The organism is Staphylococcus sp. MZ3 (assembly GCF_018622755.1).
GTDB classification, from domain to species: Bacteria; Bacillota; Bacilli; order Staphylococcales; family Staphylococcaceae; genus Staphylococcus; species Staphylococcus aureus.
The window spans coordinates 1,088,116-1,104,735 of record NZ_CP076026.1 but is presented as its reverse complement, the minus strand read 5'-3'; the positions used below and the strand labels follow the sequence as shown (position 1 = coordinate 1,104,735).

The following is a 16,620-nucleotide window of genomic DNA, read 5'->3' as shown; positions in this document are numbered from 1 at the left end:
ATAGTACTTATCCCGTTATTATAACTAAATATACAGTAAATAACTACTATTTATGATTTTATTTTAATGACATTTTGAAATTCAAAAAGTTTTCATTGTATTCACTTAAAACTTCAGGTCCTAAATCTTTATAAACTTCAAGGCGTTCTTGCTCTTTCTTAGTCGGATAGAAACGATGGTCGTCTTTAACCTCTTTAGGCAACAATTGTCGAGCAGCCTTGTTTGGCGTTGCATAGCCTACGAATTCTGTATTCTGCTTGTTATTTTTAGCATCTAATAAAAAATTCATAAATTTATATGCACCCTCTTTATTTTGTGCCGTTTTTGGAATTACCATATTGTCGAACCATAAATTCGATCCTTCTTTAGGAATAACATAGTTATATTTATCCCCTTCTTGCACTAGAGGTGCTGCAACACCACTCCAAACAACCGCTATGTTACCTTCATTTTGTTGAAGCATCATGGTAATTTCATCACCTACGACACCTCTTACTTGTGGTGCTAGTTTGGTTAAATCTCGCTCTGCTTCTTTTAAATGGTGCGAATTACGGTCATTTAGATTATACCCAAGTTTATTCAAACTCATGCCTATAATCTCTCTAGCACCGTCAACTAGTAAAATTTGGTTTTTAAATTTAGGATTATACAATGACTTCCAACTATCAAATGATTCATTTGGATACTTTTCTTTATTATATAAAATACCTACAGTTCCAAAGAAATAAGGTAAAGAATATTTATTGCCTCTATCAAATGACATATTCATATAATCTGAATCTAAATTTTTAATATTAGGTACCTTATTATGATCTATTGGTAACAATAAATGATCTCTTTTCAATTTTTGAACTGTATATTCACTAGGAAAAGCAACATCATAATGTGTACCGCCATTGCGAATTTTGGCTTCCATCGCTTCATTTGAATCGAAAGTTTCATAAACGACTTGAATGCCAGTTTCTTTTTCAAATTTCTTAATTAACTCTGGATCAATATATTCGCCCCAATTGTATACGTAAATTTTTTGATTTGTATGCACTTGTTCTTTAGATTTAAACCAATGACTTAAAGTAAGACAAAGCATACCCACAACTAATGCACCTATAATGAGTTGTAAAAAACGTTTCATTATTTTACACCTCGCTTGATTAGTTTTTTCTTATTTATCACGTATTGAATCAAATAATATCCTAGTATTCCTAATACAATAACAGCAAACAATAATGTTGAAATCGCATTAATTTCCATACTAATTCCTTTTCTCGCCATAGCATAAACTTCAACTGATAACACACTAAAGCCATTACCAGTAACGAAGAAACTTACTGTGAAATCGTCTAGTGAATAAGTTAAAGCCATAAAGAATCCTCCTATAATAGAAGGTAAAATATTAGGAATAATAATGTTGCTTAATAATTGTGGTTCAGTCGCTCCTAAATCTCTTGCAGCATTTAACATATTATTATTCATTTCATACAGTTGTGGTAAGACGATAATCACAACTATAGGTATGCAAAATGCAATATGAGATATTAGAACTGTCCAAAATCCTAAACCAAGACCAGTAAAATGGCCAATCGTTGTAAACATAATTAAGAATGATGCACCTATGACAACGTCGGATGATACCATCAAGACATTATTCAATGTTAGTAAAGTTACTTTAAACTTTTTATTTCTTAAATAATAAATAGCAATGGCACCAAATGTACCAATAACTGTAGAAATTGAGGCTGCTAAAAGTGCTACAGCTATCGTATTAAAAATGACCGACATTAAATGATCATTTTGAAATAATGATTGATAATGCTCTAATGTAAAATGTTCAAAGTGAATCATATTACCAGCCGAATTGAATGAATAGAACATTAAAAAGAATATTGGGATGTATAAAATCGCTAAAAGTATCCCGATATACAGCTTTCCATACCATTTCATATGATTCACCCTCTCCCATTAGATGATTTTGTAATGATTAAAATGAATGCCATAAATACAATTAAGAATATAGCTATAGTTGATCCCATACCATAATTTTGAATTGTTAAAAATTGTTCCTCTATTGCCGTACCTATATTTATGACTTTATTACCTGCAATTAATCTTGTAATCATAAATAATGAAAGTGATGGAATAAAGGTTACTTGAATTCCAGTCATAACACCTTCTTTTGTTAACGGCATGATTACTTTTCTAAAAGTATAGAAAGGACTAGCACCTAAATCACTTGAGGCCTGCAATAAATTATTAGGAATTGCTTTCATGCTATTAAATATAGGTAAAATCATAAATGGTATATAAATATAACTTGCTACTACTAAAAACGCACCAGTTGTAAATAACAGATTAAATGATGGTAAATTAAATAAGTGGAAAAATTGATTAATCACGCCATCATGACTTAATAAACCTATAAAAGCATATGTCTTTAACAATAAATTTATCCATGTTGGAATAATCATTATCATTAATAAGATATTTTGAAATTTCGAACGAGTAATATAATAGGCAGCTGGATAACTGATAGCCAACGTAATAATTGTTATTAAAGCGGCATATAAAATTGAATATGCAAACATTTTCAAATATTTTGTAGTAAAAATTTGTTGATAATTCGTGAAACTAAAATGTCCATTGATATCTAAAAATGAAAAATAAATGAGTAATACAACTGGTACAATAATAAATATAACCATCCATAGTAAATACGGGATTAAGAGAAATTTATTAGTATTACGCATTGTCTACTTCCTCATAGCTTTCAATACGTTTATCAAATTCTTCTTCTGTTTCTCCAGGAACCATAATATGAATGGCTTCAGGATCAAAATAAAGACCAACTTCACTGCCTACTTCAGCTTTTTTAGTCGTTTGTATTACCCATTCATAACCTTTATTGTCTATACAACATATTTCATAGTGGACCCCTCTAAATAACATAGAATCAACAGTTGCTTTAAATAATCCTTCTTCAGCTTTGATTAATGATATATCTTCTGGTCGAATAACGACTTCTACTTTTTTATTTTCAGGAATACCCATATCGACACATTCGAAATCTTGCCCATAAATATTCACGACATAATCTCTAACCATGCGCCCTTCAACAATATTAGATTCTCCAATAAAATCAGCTACAAATCGATTCACTGGTTCGTCATATATATCTGTTGGTGTGCCAAATTGTTGAATTTTCCCATCTTTTAATACAAAAAGAAAGTCACTTAATGCTAACGCTTCTTCTTGATCATGTGTTACAAATATAAATGTAATACCTAATCTAGATTGCAATTCTCGTAATTCATATTGCATTTCAGTACGCAATTTCAAATCTAATGCAGATAAAGATTCATCTAACAATAATATTTCTGGTTCATTTACGATAGCACGTGCAATTGCAACACGTTGCTTTTGTCCGCCACTCATTTCATTAATATTTCTTTTTTCATAACCTGAAAGTTTTACTAATTTTAATGCCTCAGTTACTTTTTGATCAATTTCGGTTTTTGATAATTTTTTTAATTTCAAACCAAAAGCGATATTATCATAGACGTTTAAGTGTGGAAATAATGCATAATCTTGAAAGACTGTATTCACTTTACGTTTATTTGGTGGTAAATTACCAATTGGTTTGTTTTGATAAATCACTTCACCACTGTCAGGATATTCAAACCCTGCAATTAATTTTAAAATTGTTGTTTTACCACAACCTGAAGGACCTAATAATGTATAAAAGTATCCTGATTCAATATCAATATCTATGTCATCTAAGATATTAAGATCATCATAGCTTTTACTAACTGATTTTAATGATAATAACGGTTCCAAATAAGATCCCCCCTATAAATATGAAGCTGTCGCTACAATAAGTATTCGTGTTTCATTGTTTGATTCGTTTGACAAACGATGATTATCTCGTGCTTTAAAATACAAAACGTCTTCTTCTTGTGCTTGATATATCTCTTTGCCTAAATTAAGTGTTATCTGACCTGACATACAATAAATAAACGTATCAGACTCTGATGGATTAAAATTTTTATATGATGCTCCAGGCTTTAAAGTTAATATTAATGGCTCCATATCATATTCATTTGACTTTGAAACTAACCAATTTAATATATAACCTTCATCATACTCATCATAAATAACTTGTTCTTCCTTCTTGTATAATACTTTTTCATTTTCACTGTCTTTAAAAAATTCACTTGGCGTCGTTCCTAACACCTCTATAATATTTAAGAAAGTTTCCATACTTGGTGAGGCATGTTCACTTTCTATTTGTGAAATGTAGCCTTTCGATAAGTCTGTACGTTCAGCAAGTTCTTCTTGCGTTAAATTTTTAATTCTTCTAAGATTTTTAATTTTATTACCTATGTTCATTTATTTTTCCACCTAAAAAAGCTATATTAAGTTTACTTTTATCAAACATTTTGTTTAACACTTGATAAAGGTATCAAAATATAGCTTTATTAGCAATAGTTTTAAAGAAAAAATCCTATTAAATTGTGTTAATTTCGAACGAATTATTTTTTAGCTGTTACTCTTTGTTCTTCAGAGTGAGTTTTTACATCTTGAACTGCTTTGTAACTATTATAGCCACTACTTTTTTCGAAAGTATTAAAAATTTGTTTTTCCTCTGCTTTAGCAGGCACAATTTCTTTAAATCTTTTATATGCATCCATAAAGTCGCCTGCCGTCACGCCGGATTCATAATACTTCTCTACATGATTAAAGAAATTTATCACTGAAATCATCTCTTCATTACTCCAGTCTAAATCAATTGGATACTCATATTCCATTGTTGAACCCTCCATTTCAATTCTTTTGTTAGCATCGCTAGTATAACATGCATGTCACATGTTAACGATATCTCAAATCAATTTCCTTACATTACTTTACCTAAAACAAAAAAGCCGTAGCATATGCTACAGCTTTTAATGACTGAATCTTTATAGATAATCAGTTATTACATTGTATGGATTGGGTATCCGATAGCTTTTTCTGCTGCTTCCATAGTCATCTCACCTAATGTTGGATGTGCATGGATTGTTAATGCGATATCTTCAGCATTCATACCAGCTTCAATTGCTAAACCTAATTCAGAGATAATATCTGATGCACCAGTACCAACTACTTGAGCACCGATTAAAGTATCATCTTCTTTAAGTGTAATAAGTTTAACAAATCCGTTAGTATCATCTAATGATAATGCACGACCATTTGCTGCATATGGGAATTTAGAAGCTTTAATTGCTAAACCTTCTTCTTTAGCTTGCGCTTCTGAATAACCAACTGTAGCTAATTCTGGTTCAGTAAAGCATACTGCTGGCATACCAATGTAATCAACTTCAGCAGCTTGACCATCAATTGCTTCAGCAGCAACTTTAGCTTCATAGCTAGCTTTGTGAGCAAGTGGTAAACCTGGAACGATATCACCAATTGCATAGATATTGCTGATAGACGTACGGCTTTGTTTATCAACTTCTAATAATCCACGGTCAGCGAATTTAACACCTAATTCTTCTAGGCCTAATTCGTCTGTGTTTGGACGACGACCTACAGTTACTAATACATAATCAGCTTCGATTGTTTTCTCTTCGCCTTTAGCTTCATAAGTAACTTTAACTCCGTTATCTGTTTCTTCAGCTGATTTAGCCATAGCTTCAGTAACGATTTCAACACCTTTTTCTTTCATACCTTTTTTAACAGGTTGTGTCATTTGTTTTTCGAAGCCACCTAAGATATCTTTAGCACCTTCAAGGATGGTTACTTCTGAACCAAAGTTAGCAAATGCTGTACCTAATTCTGATCCAATGTATCCTCCACCAACTACAACTAATTTACCTGGTACTTCTTGTAAGTTTAAAGCACCTGTTGAGTCGATAACACGTTTACCGAATTTGAAATTAGGAATTTCAATTGGTCTTGAACCTGTTGCAATGATTGCATTTTTAAAGTTGTATGTTTGTGCGCTCTTTTCGTCCATAACACGTAAGCTATTGTTATCTACGAAATATGCTTCACCTTTAACGATGTTAACTTTGTTACCTTTAAGTAAGCCTTCAACACCACCAGTTAATTTATTAACAACTGATGATTTGAATTCTTGAACTTTTTGGAAGTTTAAAGAAACACTTTCAGCAATAACACCTAAGTTTTCAGAATGTTGTGCTTCAACAAAACGGTGAGAAGCATGTAGTAATGCTTTTGAAGGAATACATCCTACGTTTAAGCAAACACCACCAAGATTACCTTTCTCAACGATTGTTACTTTTTGTCCTAATTGAGCTGCACGAATTGCTGCAACGTATCCACCAGGACCTGCTCCGATTACTATAGTATCTGTTTCAATTGGGAAATCTCCAACTACCATGTTTTACCCCTCCATTAATAATAATTCTGGATTATTTAATAAACGTTTAATGTGATTCATTGCATTTTGGCCAGTTGCACCATCAATTTGTCTGTGGTCAAAGCTTAATGATAATGCTAATACTGGTGCTGCAACAATTTCTCCATCTTTAACGATAGGTTTTTGAGCAATACGGCCAATTCCTAAGATTGCTACTTCTGGGTGATTGATAACTGGAGTGAACCATTGTCCACCAGCTGAACCGATATTACTGATTGTGCATGTAGCACCTTTCATTTCATCGGCTGTTAATTTACCATCACGTGCTTTAACAGCTAATTCATTAATTTCATCTGAAATTTGGAAAATAGACTTACGATCAGCATGTTTAACAACAGGTACTAATAATCCTCTATCAGTGTCTGCTGCAATACCAATATTCCAGTAATGTTTATGAACGATTTCACCAGCTTCTTCATTGAATGAAGTGTTAAGTGCTGGGTATTTTTTCAATGCAGAAACAAGTGCTTTAACAACATAAGGTAAGAATGTTAACTTAGTACCTTGTTCAGCTGCGATTTCTTTAAATTTCTTACGGTGATCCCATAATGCTTGAACATCAATTTCATCCATTAATGTTACATGAGGTGCAGTATGCTTAGAGTTAACCATTGCTTTCGCAATTGCTCTACGCATAGCAGGGATTTTTTCAGTTGTTTCTGGGAAGTCGCCTTCTAATGTTACTGCTGCAGGTGCTGCAGGAGTTTCAGCAACTTCTTCACTTGTAGCTGAAGCAGCTGATTCATTTGAAGCTGTTGGTGCACCACCATTTAAGTATGCATCTACATCTTCTTTTGTAATACGACCATTTTTACCAGATCCAGAAACTGCTTTAATGTTAACACCTTTTTCACGTGCGTATTTACGTACTGAAGGCATTGCTTTAACAGTTCTGTTTTCATCTACTTCTTCAGTTTGAGTAGCTACAGGTGCTTGCTCTGCTGGCGCTTCCTCTTTCGCAGGTTCTTCTTTAGATGATGAATCATCATCATGACCTTTAAATTGCATATCTTCTGCATCAGGTGCATCGATTTTAACAATAACGTCACCAACTACAGCTACTGTACCTTCTTCTACCATAACTTCTTCTACAGTACCAGATACTGGTGATGGGATTTCTACTACTGATTTATCGTTTTGTACCTCAGCTAAAACATCGTCTTCTTCAATAGTATCTCCAGCTTTAACAAACCATTTTACAATTTCACCTTCGTGGATACCTTCCCCGATATCGGGTAATCTAAATTCAAATGCCACGTTTTTGCCCTCCTAAGATTTCGTAAATTAAACATTTCATTTTAATCAATGAGACTAAAATACGCTAACTTCGTTAACTTTTAAAATGTATTAAAATTCTAAAGTTTCTTTTGCTTTTTCGATGATGTCATTTTTGTTTGGTAACCAAACATTTTCAGCTTGAGTGAATGGATAAATTGTATCTGCTGCTGCAACTCTTCCAATAGGTGCTTCTAATGAAAGGATTGCACGTTCACTTAATTCAGCTACAACTGCTGCACCAACACCAGCTTGACGTTGTGCTTCTTGAACTACAACTGCACGACCAGTTTTTTCAACTGAAGCTACAATTGTGTCAACATCGATTGGTTGAACAGTACGTAAGTCTATTACTTCAACAGAATAACCATCTTTTTCAAGTTCTTCTGCAGCTTTCATTGATTCTTGAACCATTGCACCGTATGTGATGATTGAAATGTCATTACCTTCTTTTTTCACATTAGCCTTACCAATGTCAATTGTATATTCTTCTTCAGGTACTTCTTCACGGAATGAACGATACAATTTCATATGCTCTAAGTATACGACTGGGTCATTACTTCTAATAGAAGAAATTAATAAACCTTTCGCATCGTATGGGCCTGAAGGAATAACAACCTTTAGACCTGGAGATTGAGCTAAAATACCTTCTAAGTTATCTGCGTGTAATTCTGGTGTGTGTACGCCACCACCAAATGGGCTACGAATTGTTACAGGTGCAGTTTTAGTACCGCCTGAACGGAAACGAGTACGTGCAATTTGTCCAGCAATCGCATCAAATACTTCGAATACGAAACCTAAGAATTGTACTTCCATAACCGGACGGAATCCTTCAACTGCAAGACCCATCGCTAAACCACCAATACCTGATTCAGCTAAAGGTGTATCGAATACTCTATCTTCACCAAATTCTTTTTGTAGTCCTTCAGTAACACGGAAAACACCGCCGTTAACACCAACGTCTTCACCAAAAATTAAAACATCTTGGTCATTTTTAAGTTCAGTTTTAAGCGCATCATTAATCGCTTGAACCATTGTCATTTGTGCCATGGCTTACTTCGACTCCTTCTCTTTGTAAATTTCATATTGTTCTGCTAAGTTTTGAGGCATATCTTCATACATAATTTCCATTAGAGAAGTAACAGTTTGTTTTTCAGTGTTATCAGCCTCTTTAATTGCTGCTTTAATATCAGCTTTTGCACGTTCAATAACTTCATTTTCTTTGTCTTCATTCCATAAACCTTTGTTTTCAAGGAATTTACGGAAACGTACTAATGGGTCTTTTTTCTCCCATTCAGCATCTTCGTCTGAAGTTCTGTAACGAGTTGGATCGTCACCAGCCATTGTATGAGGACCATAACGATATGTCATAGTTTCAATTAATGTTGGACCTTCACCTGCAACTGCGCGGTCACGTGCTTCTTTAGTTGCTTGATATACAGCTAACGCATCCATACCATCAACTTGGATACCAGGAATACCTACAGCAATTGCTTTTTGAGCTAATGTTTCAGCAGCAGTTTGCTTGCTTCTTGGTGTTGAAATTGCATAGTTATTGTTTTGAATAACGAAAATTGCAGGTGCTTTATAAGCTGCTGCAAAGTTAATACCTTCGTAGAAATCACCTTGTGAAGAACCACCGTCACCAGTGTAAGTGATTGCAACTGCATTTTTACCACGTTTTTTAAGTGCAAATGCAACACCAGCAGCTTGAATGTATTGTGCACCGATAATAATTTGTGGGCTCAATGCATTAACGCCTTCAGGGAATTGATTTCCTTTGAAGTGACCTCTTGAGAATAAGAAAGCTTCAGTTAATGGTAAACCATGCCAAATAATTTGAGGAACATCTCTGTATCCCGGTAAAATGTAATCTTCTTTTTCTAAAGCGTATTGTGACGCTAATTGTGATGCTTCTTGACCAGCAGTTGGTGCATAGAAACCTAAACGTCCTTGTCTGTTTAATGAGATAGAACGTTGATCAAGGATACGAGTCCATACCATTCTTTCCATTAATTCTACTAATTGTTCATCCGTAAGATCAGGTACTAAGTCTTCATTTACGACGTTACCATTCTCGTCCAAAATTTGAACCATTTCAAATTTCGATTGAGTATCATTTAAAACTTTTACTGCATCGAATTGGGCTTGTAACTTAGGAGCCATTCAATTCACCATACCTTTCCCATAATTGTATAGAAATTCATTTTATCCTTACTAATTGTACCACAAATAAATGGGACTGTTAAACCATTTGAAAAAGTTCTGTTTTAATAAAAAAAGATACAGATAATAGGAACTGTATTAGTTGTTTCCTACCATCTGTATTATATTAATTATTTAAATTGATCAACGTCTTGCTTTTCTTTACCAACCTTATTTAGTACTTTCGTATACTTATCTGATACTTCTTTTAACTTTTTATAGTTCTGTTCTATTGCTTTTGATTTTTCGTTAACACCTTGTTGTGTCGCGTCATTTTGATTTAAATATTTAAATAATGTTTTCTCTGAGTTTACAGCCTTTTTATATGCTTTCGCGTAATCACTGTGTAACTTATATTTTTCTTTTAATACATCATCTAATTGTTTTACTTCTTTACGTTTAACATCATTATCAATGTTATCAACGTGACTTTTTGCTTTCTTAAAGTCTTGTTCAGACTTCTTAATTGCGTCTTCTTCTTTTTCAAATTCCTTTAGACGATCATCGGCATTTTTAATTAAGTCTTTTACTGCTTTACCGCGAACTGCTGTATCTTTACTATTGACATCTTCAGTTAATTTTTTCTTTTTCTCATCTAATTCAGCAATTTTCTTACCAACAGTTTTAATTGGTTCTTCATCATCTTTAATTTTATCCACTTGCTTTAAATATGCCTTAATTTCTTTTTTATCCGTAGTACATCCTGCAAGCAAGACACTAGATGCTAATACTACTGCGATTGTTTTTCCAAATTTCATTACTTGTACCTCCACTTGCTATTTAAATTAAATGATAAATAAAATCTGCTTGGAAATCAATTTTAAACAATTACATTACACATCTTCATTACTAAGTATATCTGTTGACAGTTACGTCATTTATAATATAATTTTTAAAGTCAAGATGATAAATAAATTTCTAAAGTATCATTGCTTGAAACCAACACTTTAATCATTTTTTAAGCAATTAGCATATCTGAAAATTTACATATACTATCTAAAATAAACATTGGCAGTAGTTGGTTAACTTTGTAGATATTTACACATAAAAATGTATGAGTATCTTAACAACCTTTTTACTGTCATTCAACTAAAACAAATTAAAATAAGGAAGGTGCAATATATGTTAACAATGAAAGACATCATTAGAGATGGTCATCCAACTTTGCGTCAAAAAGCAGCTGAGTTAGAATTACCATTAACTAAAGAAGAAAAAGAAACATTAATCGCCATGAGAGAGTTTTTAGTAAATAGTCAAGATGAGGAAATCGCGAAACGATATGGTTTACGTTCAGGCGTTGGTTTGGCTGCACCTCAAATTAATATCTCTAAACGTATGATTGCTGTTTTAATACCAGATGATGGCAGTGGCAAATCTTATGACTATATGCTTGTGAACCCAAAAATTGTAAGTCATAGCGTTCAAGAAGCTTATTTACCAACTGGTGAAGGTTGCCTTAGTGTCGATGATAATGTTGCTGGTCTAGTTCACCGTCATAATAGAATTACAATTAAAGCCAAAGACATCGAAGGTAATGATATACAATTACGTCTAAAAGGATATCCAGCAATTGTTTTCCAACATGAAATTGATCATTTAAATGGTGTAATGTTCTATGATCACATTGACAAAGACCACCCATTACAACCACATACAGATGCAGTAGAAGTTTAAAACACACTATTACTAATTATCAAAGCTTAGGATAAATATGATGTCCTAAGCTTTTTCTTGTACAACTTTTTCGAATAAACAACAGTTAAATATATTCACCTTTCTACCAAACTTTTTATCCCCTCATTTAAATTTTACCGTTTCATATAAAATCCTTTAATTCTTTCTTAACATTAATTTATAATCTCTACATTTATTTTAATAAATAGAACTGCACATTTATTCGAAATACTTCGATTTCTAGTGAGATAAACTGCTTTATTTATTATCATTCATCATGTAAAATAAGATTTAACTGAAATTTTAGTGTTATTTCACTAATTTTTTAAAATGAACGACATGATGAACCTAGTTATTAACCAAATCGTTATTAAGTTACATTATAGAGATGATTGGAATGAATTTATCGATATATACTCCAATACGATTTTACTAGGGTTAACAATAAATTAAACAAACATTCTTAGGAGGAATTTTTAACATGGCAGTATTTAAAGTTTTTTATCAACATAACAGAGACGAGGTAATTGTGCGTGAAAATACACAATCACTTTATGTTGAAGCTCAAACAGAAGAACAAGTACGTCGTTACTTGAAAGATCGTAATTTTAATATCGAATTTATCACTAAATTAGAGGGCGCACATTTAGATTACGAAAAAGAAAACTCAGAACACTTTAATGTGGAGATTGCTAAATAATGAAACAATTACATCCAAATGAAGTAGGTGTATATGCACTTGGAGGTCTAGGTGAAATCGGTAAAAATACTTATGCAGTTGAGTATAAAGACGAAATTGTCATTATCGATGCAGGTATCAAATTCCCAGATGATAACTTATTAGGGATTGATTATGTTATACCTGACTACACATATCTAGTTCAAAACCAAGATAAAATTGTTGGCCTATTTATAACACATGGTCACGAAGACCATATAGGCGGTGTGCCCTTCCTATTAAAACAACTTAATATACCTATTTATGGTGGTCCTTTAGCATTAGGTTTAATCCGTAATAAACTTGAAGAACATCATTTATTACGTACTGCTAAACTAAATGAAATCAATGAGGACAGTGTGATTAAATCTAAGCACTTTACGATTTCTTTCTACTTAACTACGCATAGTATTCCTGAAACTTATGGCGTCATCGTAGATACACCTGAAGGAAAAGTAGTTCATACCGGTGACTTTAAATTTGATTTTACACCTGTAGGCAAACCAGCAAACATTGCTAAAATGGCTCAATTAGGCGAAGAAGGCGTTCTATGTTTACTTTCAGACTCAACAAATTCACTTGTGCCTGATTTTACTTTAAGCGAACGTGAAGTTGGTCAAAACGTAGATAAGATCTTCCGTAATTGTAAAGGTCGTATTATTTTTGCTACCTTCGCTTCTAATATTTACCGAGTTCAACAAGCAGTTGAAGCTGCTATCAAAAATAACCGTAAAATTGTTACGTTCGGTCGTTCGATGGAAAACAATATTAAAATCGGTATGGAACTTGGTTATATTAAAGCACCACCTGAAACATTTATTGAACCTAATAAAATTAATACCGTACCGAAGCATGAGTTATTGATACTATGTACTGGTTCACAAGGTGAACCAATGGCAGCATTATCTAGAATTGCTAATGGTACTCATAAGCAAATTAAAATTATACCTGAAGATACCGTTGTATTTAGTTCATCACCTATCCCAGGTAATACAAAAAGTATTAACAGAACTATTAATTCCTTGTATAAAGCTGGTGCAGATGTTATCCATAGCAAGATTTCTAACATCCATACTTCAGGGCATGGTTCTCAAGGTGATCAACAATTAATGCTTCGATTAATCAAGCCGAAATATTTCTTACCTATTCATGGTGAATACCGTATGTTAAAAGCACATGGTGAGACTGGTGTTGAATGCGGCGTTGAAGAAGATAATGTCTTCATCTTTGATATTGGAGATGTCTTAGCTTTAACACACGATTCAGCACGTAAAGCTGGTCGCATTCCATCTGGTAATGTACTTGTTGATGGTAGTGGTATCGGTGATATCGGTAATGTTGTAATAAGAGACCGTAAGCTATTATCTGAAGAAGGTTTAGTTATCGTTGTTGTTAGTATTGATTTTAATACAAATAAATTACTTTCTGGTCCAGACATTATTTCTCGAGGATTTGTATATATGAGGGAATCAGGTCAATTAATTTATGATGCACAACGCAAAATCAAAACTGATGTTATTAGTAAGTTAAATCAAAATAAAGATATTCAATGGCATCAGATTAAATCTTCTATCATTGAAACATTACAACCTTATTTATTTGAAAAAACAGCTAGAAAACCAATGATTTTACCAGTCATTATGAAGGTAAACGAACAAAAAGAATCAAACAATAAATAATCAAAAAGCTACTAACTTTGAAGTGAAGTTTTAAGGTTCTTCATCTTTTATGGTGGGAAGGTAAAACTTCCTGCTTTTTTTAATACACAAAAAGCGCAATTGCCTCTATAATTTAAAGTGACCAAACCCAAACTAAAGGAGACAAGTGCGCCTATGTGTAATGATACCTTAGAATTACTAAGAATAAAAGATGAAAATATAAAATATATAAACCAAGAAATTGACGTCATTATCAAAGGAAAAAAAGCAACAGTGGTTAATGCTGTACTAACGTATAAGCCTTCGGCCTGTTATTGTTGTGGAGTTAAAAATGAAGGACAAATTCATAAACATGGTAAGCGTGTTTCTCGTATTACTTTACTTAAAACTCAAGGGTATAACACATACCTCAACTTAGCTAAACAACGTTTTAAATGCTTAGAATGCAATGGCACTTTTACTGCTAAAACGTCAATTGTTGATGAGTCGTGTTTTATCTCAAGATGTGTTACTCAAAAAGTTATAGAAGAAGCTACTAAAGTTAAAACAGAGATTGATACTGCAGAAGATAACTGTATCTCTCCATCTACTGTAAGTCGTATTAGAACTAAAGCGGCTAATTCATTACGAATTAAACCCTTTAATTGTTTGCCAGAACACATCGCTATGGATGAATTTAAAAGCGTTAAAAATGTAACTGGATCAATGAGTTTCATTTTTATAGATAATGATACTCATGATGTTATAGATATTTTAGAAAATAGAACTACAAGATTCTTGCGTGCCTATTTCGAGCGATTCGATTTAAAAAATCGACAACAAGTTAAGACGGTTACTATTGACATGTATGAACCCTATGTCCGATTATTTCGCGACCTATTTCCTAATGCAGCTATTATTTTTGACAGATTCCATATCGTTCAACATTTAAATAGAGAACTTAATAAGTATCGTGTACAAGTTATGAATGAATACCGTAATAAAAAAGGACCTGATTATACAATTTTTAAGAATAACTGGAAAGTCCTATTGATGGATACTAGTAAAACCATATTTAGTAAATACAGATGGAATAAATCTTTTAAGGCTTATAAACGCTCATCTGACATTGTAGAATTCATGCTTTCAAAAGACGATATACTACGACACTCCTACGAACTTGTCCAAGGATTACGAAAAGACCTAAGGTTATGTAATTGGCCTAAATTTATTAATCGTTTAAATTCAGTTAGTAAAAAGTCTGTGAGTAAGGGTGTATGGAAAGCGGTTAAATATTATAGAAAACATCAAAGGATGTTAAGAAATACAATTTATTACCCAGCATTTAATAATGGTGCTATAGAAGGAATTAATAATAAGATAAAATTAATCAAGCGAATTTCTTTTGGTTACAGAAATTTCAACAACTTTAAAGCACGTATAATGATGATTTTCAGCTTGTACAAAGGAGAAAAAAAGAAGACAACCAAGCCCAATAATGGACTGGCCGCCTAATAATAAAAACTCTAAAAGTTGTATTTTAAAAATAGTTCTTTAAATTATATACCCACCACATTTGGTGGAGAACCAGTTTTAATTAAACTCACCACCCATTGTTAGTAGCTTTTTCTTTATATATGATGAGCTTGAGACATAAATCAATGTTCAATGCTCTACAAAGTTATATTGGCAGTAGTTGACTGAACGAAAATGCGCTTGTAACAAGCTTTTTTCAATTCTAGTCAGGGGCCCCAACATAGAGAATTTCGAAAAGAAATTCTACAGGCAATGCGAGTTGGGGTGTGGGCCCCAACATAGAGAAATTGGATTCCCAATTTCTACAGACAATGCAAGTTGGGGTGGGACGACGAAATAAATTTTGAGAAAATATCATTTCTGTCCCACTCCCGATTATCTCGTCGCAATATTTTTTTCAAAGCGATTTAAATCATTATCATGTCCAATCATGATTAAAATATCACCTATTTCTAAATTAATATTTGGATTTGGTGAAATGATGAACTCTTTGCCTCGTTTAATTGCAATAATGTTAATTCCATATTGTGCTCTTATATCTAAATCAATGATAGACTGCCCCGCCATCTTTTCAGTTGCTTTCAATTCTACAATAGAATGCTCGTCTGCCAACTCAAGATAATCAAGTACACTTGCACTCGCAACATTATGCGCAATACGTCTACCCATATCACGCTCAGGGTGCACAACCGTATCTGCTCCAATTTTATTTAAAATCTTTGCATGATAATCATTTTGTGCTTTAGCAGTTACTTTTTTTACACCTAACTCTTTTAAAATTAAAGTCGTCAACGTACTTGATTGAATATTTTCACCAATTGCCACAATGACATGATCAAAGTTACGGATACCTAAACTTTTCATAACTGCTTCATCTGTTGTGTCTGCAACAACCGCATGAGTAGCGATATCACTATATTCATTCACTCTATTTTCATCATGGTCGATGGCCATTACATCCATGTCTAATGCATTCAACTCACGAACGATACTACCTCCAAAACGACCTAGACCGATGACTACATATTCTTTACCCATACTCGCCCTCCATTAAATGATTTTCATCAATTCATTGAAAATATAAATTTAAAATTATTATAAATGAGTACCCCAACTAAATTATCTAAATGCAGTAATGCAAGTAAATGAAAGTTGGGGTA

At 32.9% G+C, this 16,620-nt stretch carries 17 protein-coding genes; 5 read left to right on the top strand and 12 right to left on the bottom strand.

Translation table 11 applies throughout. From position 1 onward, the window contains the following. Positions 1 to 58: 58 nt before the first annotated feature. The 11 genes from KI230_RS05385 to KI230_RS05335 all read right to left on the bottom strand — a co-directional run bounded on the left by KI230_RS05385 (position 59) and on the right by KI230_RS05335 (position 10,653). Positions 59 to 1,132, bottom strand: a complete 1,074-nt coding sequence (locus KI230_RS05385; RefSeq protein WP_000819691.1) for an ABC transporter substrate-binding protein — start codon at positions 1,130 to 1,132, stop codon at positions 59 to 61. Continuing rightward, positions 1,132 to 1,941, bottom strand: coding sequence for an ABC transporter permease (locus KI230_RS05380; protein ID WP_000872390.1), 810 nt, complete (start codon positions 1,939 to 1,941; stop codon positions 1,132 to 1,134). The genes KI230_RS05385 and KI230_RS05380 overlap by 1 nt, the downstream gene beginning before the upstream one ends. A 5-nt stretch (positions 1,942 to 1,946) precedes the next feature. Continuing rightward, entirely contained in the window at positions 1,947 to 2,744 is a 798-nt protein-coding gene (locus KI230_RS05375; RefSeq protein ID WP_001246555.1) for an ABC transporter permease, read from the bottom strand. Then, positions 2,737 to 3,831, bottom strand: coding sequence for an ABC transporter ATP-binding protein (locus KI230_RS05370; RefSeq protein WP_000433551.1), 1,095 nt, complete (start codon positions 3,829 to 3,831; stop codon positions 2,737 to 2,739). The genes KI230_RS05375 and KI230_RS05370 overlap by 8 nt, the downstream gene beginning before the upstream one ends. 12 nt (positions 3,832 to 3,843) lie before the next feature. Then, the gene (locus tag KI230_RS05365; RefSeq protein WP_001020625.1) at positions 3,844 to 4,383 is read right to left on the bottom strand and encodes a helix-turn-helix domain-containing protein; all 540 of its coding nucleotides are present in this window, start codon (positions 4,381 to 4,383) and stop codon (positions 3,844 to 3,846) included. A 143-nt stretch (positions 4,384 to 4,526) separates the two neighbouring features. Next, on the bottom strand, positions 4,527 to 4,802 hold the full coding sequence (locus KI230_RS05360; RefSeq protein WP_000455589.1) for a UPF0223 family protein: 276 nt from the start codon (positions 4,800 to 4,802) through the stop codon (positions 4,527 to 4,529). Between the two features lie 167 nt (positions 4,803 to 4,969). Continuing rightward, complete coding sequence (gene lpdA / locus KI230_RS05355; RefSeq protein ID WP_000260117.1) at positions 4,970 to 6,376, bottom strand: dihydrolipoyl dehydrogenase; 1,407 nt, start codon at positions 6,374 to 6,376, stop codon at positions 4,970 to 4,972. Between the two features lie 3 nt (positions 6,377 to 6,379). Beyond that, complete coding sequence (locus tag KI230_RS05350) at positions 6,380 to 7,672, bottom strand: dihydrolipoamide acetyltransferase family protein (protein WP_000863440.1); 1,293 nt, start codon at positions 7,670 to 7,672, stop codon at positions 6,380 to 6,382. Between the two features lie 90 nt (positions 7,673 to 7,762). Beyond that, positions 7,763 to 8,740: an alpha-ketoacid dehydrogenase subunit beta gene (locus KI230_RS05345; RefSeq protein ID WP_000068176.1), complete on the bottom strand. Its 978-nt coding sequence runs from the start codon at positions 8,738 to 8,740 to the stop codon at positions 7,763 to 7,765. A 3-nt stretch (positions 8,741 to 8,743) separates the two neighbouring features. Further along, positions 8,744 to 9,856, bottom strand: coding sequence for a pyruvate dehydrogenase (acetyl-transferring) E1 component subunit alpha (gene pdhA / locus KI230_RS05340; protein WP_000035320.1), 1,113 nt, complete (start codon positions 9,854 to 9,856; stop codon positions 8,744 to 8,746). Between the two features lie 170 nt (positions 9,857 to 10,026). Further along, positions 10,027 to 10,653, bottom strand: a complete 627-nt coding sequence (locus KI230_RS05335; RefSeq protein WP_000668339.1) for a YkyA family protein — start codon at positions 10,651 to 10,653, stop codon at positions 10,027 to 10,029. Positions 10,654 to 11,017: 364 nt separating this feature from the next. Here KI230_RS05335 and def point away from each other — a divergent pair, with 364 nt between their 5' ends. From def to KI230_RS05310, 5 genes are all read left to right on the top strand, one after another. After that, complete coding sequence (gene def / locus KI230_RS05330) at positions 11,018 to 11,569, top strand: peptide deformylase (protein WP_000957036.1); 552 nt, start codon at positions 11,018 to 11,020, stop codon at positions 11,567 to 11,569. Positions 11,570 to 11,899: 330 nt separating this feature from the next. Further along, positions 11,900 to 12,022, top strand: coding sequence for a hypothetical protein (locus tag KI230_RS05325; RefSeq protein WP_001788599.1), 123 nt, complete (start codon positions 11,900 to 11,902; stop codon positions 12,020 to 12,022). A gap of 28 nt (positions 12,023 to 12,050) precedes the next feature. Then, the gene (locus KI230_RS05320; RefSeq protein ID WP_000257888.1) at positions 12,051 to 12,269 is read left to right on the top strand and encodes a DNA-dependent RNA polymerase subunit epsilon; all 219 of its coding nucleotides are present in this window, start codon (positions 12,051 to 12,053) and stop codon (positions 12,267 to 12,269) included. Continuing rightward, positions 12,269 to 13,966, top strand: a complete 1,698-nt coding sequence (gene rnjA, locus KI230_RS05315) for a ribonuclease J1 (RefSeq protein ID WP_000811375.1) — start codon at positions 12,269 to 12,271, stop codon at positions 13,964 to 13,966. The genes KI230_RS05320 and rnjA overlap by 1 nt, the downstream gene beginning before the upstream one ends. Positions 13,967 to 14,119: 153 nt before the next feature. After that, complete coding sequence (locus KI230_RS05310) at positions 14,120 to 15,439, top strand: ISL3-like element IS1181 family transposase (RefSeq protein ID WP_001808146.1); 1,320 nt, start codon at positions 14,120 to 14,122, stop codon at positions 15,437 to 15,439. A gap of 396 nt (positions 15,440 to 15,835) precedes the next feature. Here KI230_RS05310 and KI230_RS05305 read toward each other — a convergent pair whose 3' ends face one another. After that, complete coding sequence (locus KI230_RS05305) at positions 15,836 to 16,498, bottom strand: potassium channel family protein (protein ID WP_000514290.1); 663 nt, start codon at positions 16,496 to 16,498, stop codon at positions 15,836 to 15,838. Positions 16,499 to 16,620 lie beyond the last annotated feature (122 nt).

Coding starts and splice junctions, on each gene's coding strand:
- KI230_RS05325 (WP_001788599.1), top strand. CDS start 11,900: ATGAACGACATGATGAACCTAGTTATTAACCAAATCGTTATTAAGTTA.
- KI230_RS05345 (WP_000068176.1), bottom strand. CDS start 8,740: ATGGCACAAATGACAATGGTTCAAGCGATTAATGATGCGCTTAAAACT.
- pdhA (WP_000035320.1), bottom strand. CDS start 9,856: ATGGCTCCTAAGTTACAAGCCCAATTCGATGCAGTAAAAGTTTTAAAT.
- KI230_RS05335 (WP_000668339.1), bottom strand. CDS start 10,653: ATGAAATTTGGAAAAACAATCGCAGTAGTATTAGCATCTAGTGTCTTG.
- lpdA (WP_000260117.1), bottom strand. CDS start 6,376: ATGGTAGTTGGAGATTTCCCAATTGAAACAGATACTATAGTAATCGGA.
- KI230_RS05320 (WP_000257888.1), top strand. CDS start 12,051: ATGGCAGTATTTAAAGTTTTTTATCAACATAACAGAGACGAGGTAATT.
- KI230_RS05365 (WP_001020625.1), bottom strand. CDS start 4,383: ATGAACATAGGTAATAAAATTAAAAATCTTAGAAGAATTAAAAATTTA.
- KI230_RS05385 (WP_000819691.1), bottom strand. CDS start 1,132: ATGAAACGTTTTTTACAACTCATTATAGGTGCATTAGTTGTGGGTATG.
- def (WP_000957036.1), top strand. CDS start 11,018: ATGTTAACAATGAAAGACATCATTAGAGATGGTCATCCAACTTTGCGT.
- KI230_RS05305 (WP_000514290.1), bottom strand. CDS start 16,498: ATGGGTAAAGAATATGTAGTCATCGGTCTAGGTCGTTTTGGAGGTAGT.
- KI230_RS05360 (WP_000455589.1), bottom strand. CDS start 4,802: ATGGAATATGAGTATCCAATTGATTTAGACTGGAGTAATGAAGAGATG.
- KI230_RS05380 (WP_000872390.1), bottom strand. CDS start 1,941: ATGAAATGGTATGGAAAGCTGTATATCGGGATACTTTTAGCGATTTTA.
- rnjA (WP_000811375.1), top strand. CDS start 12,269: ATGAAACAATTACATCCAAATGAAGTAGGTGTATATGCACTTGGAGGT.
- KI230_RS05375 (WP_001246555.1), bottom strand. CDS start 2,744: ATGCGTAATACTAATAAATTTCTCTTAATCCCGTATTTACTATGGATG.
- KI230_RS05310 (WP_001808146.1), top strand. CDS start 14,120: ATGTGTAATGATACCTTAGAATTACTAAGAATAAAAGATGAAAATATA.